Source organism: Hydrogenophilus islandicus (assembly GCF_054657095.1).
In genome coordinates this window covers 1-4,011 of sequence record NZ_BAAHXE010000055.1, presented here as the reverse complement: position 1 = coordinate 4,011, position 4,011 = coordinate 1, and the positions used below count along the sequence as shown (strand labels likewise).

Sequence of the window (4,011 nt, the reverse complement as noted above, 5' to 3'; positions counted from 1 at the left end):
TCATCGAGGCACCGGTGAGGCGGTCATGGGTATGCGTGTGCTATTTTACGCCAACCCCCTACCTACGCGAGTTGCCGCGGGAGGCAGATGCGCTTCAAGTCCGCGTGCGCCTGGGTGGGGTGGGTGGAGGAGCTCATTCCGCACCTCCCGGCTTGCGCCCAGTAGCCCAAAGGGCTATACTTCCCCTATGGAGTTCGAATGGGACGAGGCCAAGGGTGATGCGTGCTTCACCGAGCGCGGCTTTGATTTTGCTTACGCTGCGCAGGCCTTCTTTGACAGCGGGAGATCAAACGCTATGGGAACCGTGCGCATGACGATTGATCCGGCTGATGCGACAACTGCGGCTGTCGGGCGCATCGACGAAGCCCGGGTCGATGCCACGACTGACGAGGAGATCGCGCGCCAGATCGCCGAGGATGAACGGGAGGCGCTGCAAGAAGCCGCCCGGTATGCACGGCGTATCCGCAGCCGCCTGGGTTTGAGCCAGGTCGAGTTCTCGCGCTGCATCAACGTCTCGCTTGATACGGTGCGCAAGTGGGAACAAGGCAAGCGCTGCCCGAGTGGTGCCGCCAAGGCGCTCCTCAAGGTGCTCGACAAAGCGCCGGAAGCGGCACTGGCTGCGTTGAAGTGACGAAGAGAAGATCGCTCATCCCTCGTCCCCCCAGCAACGCCGGCGGTAGGCGCAGCGCTTGCACGCGAAGTGGCTTACCTCGGCAAAGGCGCGCGCGAGCTGCTGGCGTACCGCGGGGCGTGCGGAGAAGACCTCGATCACCCCATCGGCGGGCGAAAAGAGCGCGGTCGCTTCGTTGAGAGGGCGGTAGTAGTGCTCCAGGCGGCTGCCGTCGGCCTTGAGGTACTCGGCGACACTGGCGAGCGCCCGCCGTGGATAGTGGCGAGGAAGGATTCGAGGGCGTTCAACGGGGCGGTTTCGAGCAGGCGGTGGAGCGACACACCGTTGGTGAATGACTTCGCTATCTGTCGCGTCCCGCCGTATTGTCGTTTTGCCCTGTCCGGCGCTCCAGCAGTCCATGTTCCACTGCGTAGGCCTGCATCGTTTCAAGCATTCCGGTTAATACGGGAACTGCGCGAAGTGCTACCTGTAGTGCGTCGAGGTAATCCGCCGGATTTTCCACATATTCATGCACCAAACGGTTACGCAATGCTCTGAATTCCACCCATTGCTCCGCCGACTCAATCCACCCCAATTTTTCTGCGCGAAATAGATTGTCCAGCTGCGTACCCGTCTTCTCCAATGTGGCGCGCAGCATCGCGGGGAGTAGTTTATCTCCTAGCATGTCCTGCAGCCGGGCGAAACGTGCAACGAAAGTTTCCAGAGTTTCGCTGGTCTGGTCATCTTGATCGAGCGCAATGATCCTGGAGAGGTCCAATTGCAGCGCTTCTACACGCGCTGCAGACCGTTTAAGCAGGCGCGCCTCTTTTTCGCACAAACGCAGGAGCTGCTCAACAAGATCGTTTGCGTTCATAGCACGACCCCCTGGGAATAGGCCATCTTATAAATGGGCTGTATCGGCATCGTGGGATCTTTGATCAGCACATCGACCTTGCGCCCGCCCAGCTTGATAAAAAGTGCCGCTGCAATCTTGCATTCCATCACGATGCGGTGCGGGATTGGATGCGGGGTTTCTATGAGCAAGTCGATATCGCCTCCGCGCTGCGCGTCGTCGGCGCGGCTGCCAAACAACCGGATCGTGACGTTGTCGCCGAGCCGCTGTGTAATTTCTGTTTTGATGATTGCTACAGTTTTTTGATCGAGTCTCACCTGAATCCGGGTCTCCTCACGTCGATTTGGGTACGCCATCAGCTCATGTGCGTGCCCATTCTAGCCGAAAGAGTGCCGTAACGAGGTTGGATCAAAGAGAAGCTTATTGCCGCTGTCGTGGTCGGTCATCGAGGCACTGATGAGGCGGTTATGGTGTTCGTGTGCTATTTTACGCCAACCCCCCCACCCACTCCATCTGCCGCGGCTGGCACGTGCGCTTCAGGTCATAGTGTTCTAGAGCAAAAGCCCGCGCGTTCGCCCCTAGCCGCTGGCGTGCCGTGGGGTCAGCGAGGAGATGCGGGGGCGCCGTTGGCACTCTGGTTGCGGAGGGTGTAGGTTATAGAGACGGCTTGCCTTTACTCAAAAACCGCCGCAAGCGTCGGGGCGTCGATCGCGCGGTCAAACCACGCTTCGAGCTCCTCAAGCGAGGCCGCCGAGATGCGCAACTCCACTTCCGCTGGAATCGACCCAAATCGCTTGGCAAGGAGCCGCCGGAGTGTCGTCGCAGCTTCGACTCGTTTCCCCAGAAGCTCGCCTTGCTGGATTCCCTGTTGGATTCCCTGTTGGATTCCCTGTTGGATTCCCTGTTGGATTCCCTGTTGGAACCCTTCCCTCAATCCCTCTTCCTTCCACTCTCTCGTCCAGCGCTTCATCCGTTCGGCAAGCATGGTGTCTACCTCCAAAAGATCTTGAACCTCGGGAATCTCGGTTTGGGTGACTCTGCGGCGCATCAAGCGGAGCAGCCACTTGGTGAGCGTGCGGCGCAACTCCCGCTGCTCAGGAGCGTCAAGCCAGGCGACGAGCGCACGCACCACCCCCCGGATCTCGTCAGGCGTACGTGCCAATTCTAGCCGAAAGAGCGCCGCAGCGAGATTTTGGCGGTGGGCGAGCTCCGCGGGATCATACCGCTCTTCGTCAATGAGTACGTAACGAAGTTCCGGGAGGTAAGCGCGCAACACTTCGGGCGTTGCCAGATCGATCAACGCCGAAAATTCCGTCGCCGCGCGCCAGCGGCGTTCGCCATTGTAGAGCACGATCGGAAGTACCGGCGGCAAGCGCCGCAGGTGGCGGTTTTGCCGGATCAGCTCCTGGTAGAAGAGCCCGATGTAGACCAAGAGCCGCAACGCCATCCAGCGGTCGGGTTTGGACTGGAATTCATCGCGTTGATGCGCTCCAGCGTCGAGAAGTCGATGAGCGACTGCCAGTTGCCAGGAACGAACTCAAGTAGGAGATCGCGCACCATCTCGGGGTGGGCGAAGAGGAGCTTGTAGCCGCTGTCGTGGTGGGGCATTGGGGCACCGGGGGGGTGGTCATCATGGGTGTGCTTGTGCTATTTTACGCCAGCCCCCTACCCACGCGAGTTGCCGCGGCAGGCACACGCGCTTCAGGTCATAGTGCACCACGGCAAACGCCCGCGCATGGGTCCCCAGCCGCTGCCGAAGGAAAAGGGGCCAGGCTCAATTAATCTATTGCTCCGTCGCATCGGCGCGCTCGATCTTGCGTGGCCGGCCGCGGGGTCGAACTTCGCAGCGGCGTCCGACCATTTGCTCGATCTGGTCGAGAAAGCGGCCCTTGCCCAAGGGCTGGCCCTGGTTCAGCGCAAGACGGATGTCGGCAAGCGCTTCCTTGTTCAGTTCGCTGCGAAACAAGGCGCGATATGCCGCCTGCCGTGGCTGCACCTCGCGATCCAGCGACAAATAGAGCACATGTGTCGACAGCAAGGCATCCGGCTGTCCCAGCCCATTGGCGAGGTAACTGCTCCAGGGATACTTTGCCGGATCATCCACCATCCCGGCACGCAGCGGGTTCAGTTCGATATAGCGCTGGCACAACAGCAAGTAATCCTCCGCATGCACCAGAGAGGATTTGAAGCGGCTATCCCACAAGGTGCCGGAACGTTTGTACGTTTTTGTACTGCACGTAGCGCCGCCCGAGCGAGATGACCAGTTGCGCTACCGCCTCCCCGGTGGGCGGCGTGAGCAGCAGATGCACGTGGTTGGTCATCAACACATACGCGTGCAGGGCGCAGCCGGTTTTCTTCAGCGCCTCGCCCAGCCACTCGCGGTAGGCCAGAAAATCCTCCTCCGTGAAGAAGCAGGCACCGCGGTTGTGACCGCGTTGCACCAGATGGATGGGCATGCCAGGCAGGTGGATGCGGGGTCGATGGGGCATGGTGAGGCAGCAGTGTAGCACAATTTATTGAGCCTGGCCCCTTTTAACAGGCCGTTGAA

At 60.3% G+C, this 4,011-nt stretch carries 8 protein-coding genes; 1 reads left to right on the top strand and 7 read right to left on the bottom strand.

Annotation, left to right across the window (positions count from 1 at the left end; genetic code table 11):
• Window positions 1–187 precede the first annotated feature (187 nt).
• Window positions 188–631: a helix-turn-helix domain-containing protein gene (locus ACYQ6T_RS10535; RefSeq protein ID WP_459830643.1), complete on the top strand. Its 444-nt coding sequence runs from the start codon at window positions 188–190 to the stop codon at window positions 629–631.
• Between the two features lie 15 nt (window positions 632–646).
• Here the strand turns inward: ACYQ6T_RS10535 and ACYQ6T_RS10530 are convergent, their stop codons facing one another.
• The 7 genes from ACYQ6T_RS10530 to ACYQ6T_RS10500 form a co-directional block, all read right to left on the bottom strand.
• Window positions 647–1,030, bottom strand: coding sequence for a hypothetical protein (locus ACYQ6T_RS10530; RefSeq protein WP_459830641.1), 384 nt, complete (start codon window positions 1,028–1,030; stop codon window positions 647–649).
• Window positions 972–1,484, bottom strand: coding sequence for a hypothetical protein (locus ACYQ6T_RS10525; RefSeq protein ID WP_459830638.1), 513 nt, complete (start codon window positions 1,482–1,484; stop codon window positions 972–974). Before ACYQ6T_RS10525 ends, ACYQ6T_RS10530 begins: the two co-directional genes overlap by 59 nt.
• Window positions 1,481–1,819 carry a nucleotidyltransferase domain-containing protein gene (locus ACYQ6T_RS10520; RefSeq protein WP_459830637.1) on the bottom strand — a complete coding sequence of 113 codons (339 nt, stop codon included), beginning with the start codon at window positions 1,817–1,819 and terminating at the stop codon, window positions 1,481–1,483. The genes ACYQ6T_RS10525 and ACYQ6T_RS10520 overlap by 4 nt, the downstream gene beginning before the upstream one ends.
• Window positions 1,820–2,136: 317 nt before the next feature.
• On the bottom strand, window positions 2,137–2,910 hold the full coding sequence (locus tag ACYQ6T_RS10515) for an Rpn family recombination-promoting nuclease/putative transposase (RefSeq protein ID WP_459830635.1): 774 nt from the start codon (window positions 2,908–2,910) through the stop codon (window positions 2,137–2,139).
• Entirely contained in the window at window positions 2,862–3,071 is a 210-nt protein-coding gene (locus ACYQ6T_RS10510; protein ID WP_459830633.1) for a hypothetical protein, read from the bottom strand. Before ACYQ6T_RS10510 ends, ACYQ6T_RS10515 begins: the two co-directional genes overlap by 49 nt.
• A gap of 175 nt (window positions 3,072–3,246) precedes the next feature.
• Entirely contained in the window at window positions 3,247–3,666 is a 420-nt protein-coding gene (locus ACYQ6T_RS10505; RefSeq protein WP_459830630.1) for a hypothetical protein, read from the bottom strand.
• Window positions 3,656–3,919: a transposase gene (locus tag ACYQ6T_RS10500; protein ID WP_459830628.1), complete on the bottom strand. Its 264-nt coding sequence runs from the start codon at window positions 3,917–3,919 to the stop codon at window positions 3,656–3,658. The genes ACYQ6T_RS10505 and ACYQ6T_RS10500 overlap by 11 nt, the downstream gene beginning before the upstream one ends.
• Between the last annotated feature and the right edge of the window lie 92 nt (window positions 3,920–4,011).

Excerpts from the sequence above, each read along its gene's own strand:
- ACYQ6T_RS10500 (WP_459830628.1), bottom strand. The coding sequence starts at position 3,919 with ATGCCCATCCATCTGGTGCAACGCGGTCACAACCGCGGTGCCTGCTTC.
- ACYQ6T_RS10515 (WP_459830635.1), bottom strand. The coding sequence starts at position 2,910 with ATGGCGTTGCGGCTCTTGGTCTACATCGGGCTCTTCTACCAGGAGCTG.
- ACYQ6T_RS10525 (WP_459830638.1), bottom strand. The coding sequence starts at position 1,484 with ATGAACGCAAACGATCTTGTTGAGCAGCTCCTGCGTTTGTGCGAAAAA.
- ACYQ6T_RS10510 (WP_459830633.1), bottom strand. The coding sequence starts at position 3,071 with ATGCCCCACCACGACAGCGGCTACAAGCTCCTCTTCGCCCACCCCGAG.
- ACYQ6T_RS10530 (WP_459830641.1), bottom strand. The coding sequence starts at position 1,030 with ATGGACTGCTGGAGCGCCGGACAGGGCAAAACGACAATACGGCGGGAC.
- ACYQ6T_RS10535 (WP_459830643.1), top strand. The coding sequence starts at position 188 with ATGGAGTTCGAATGGGACGAGGCCAAGGGTGATGCGTGCTTCACCGAG.
- ACYQ6T_RS10520 (WP_459830637.1), bottom strand. The coding sequence starts at position 1,819 with ATGGCGTACCCAAATCGACGTGAGGAGACCCGGATTCAGGTGAGACTC.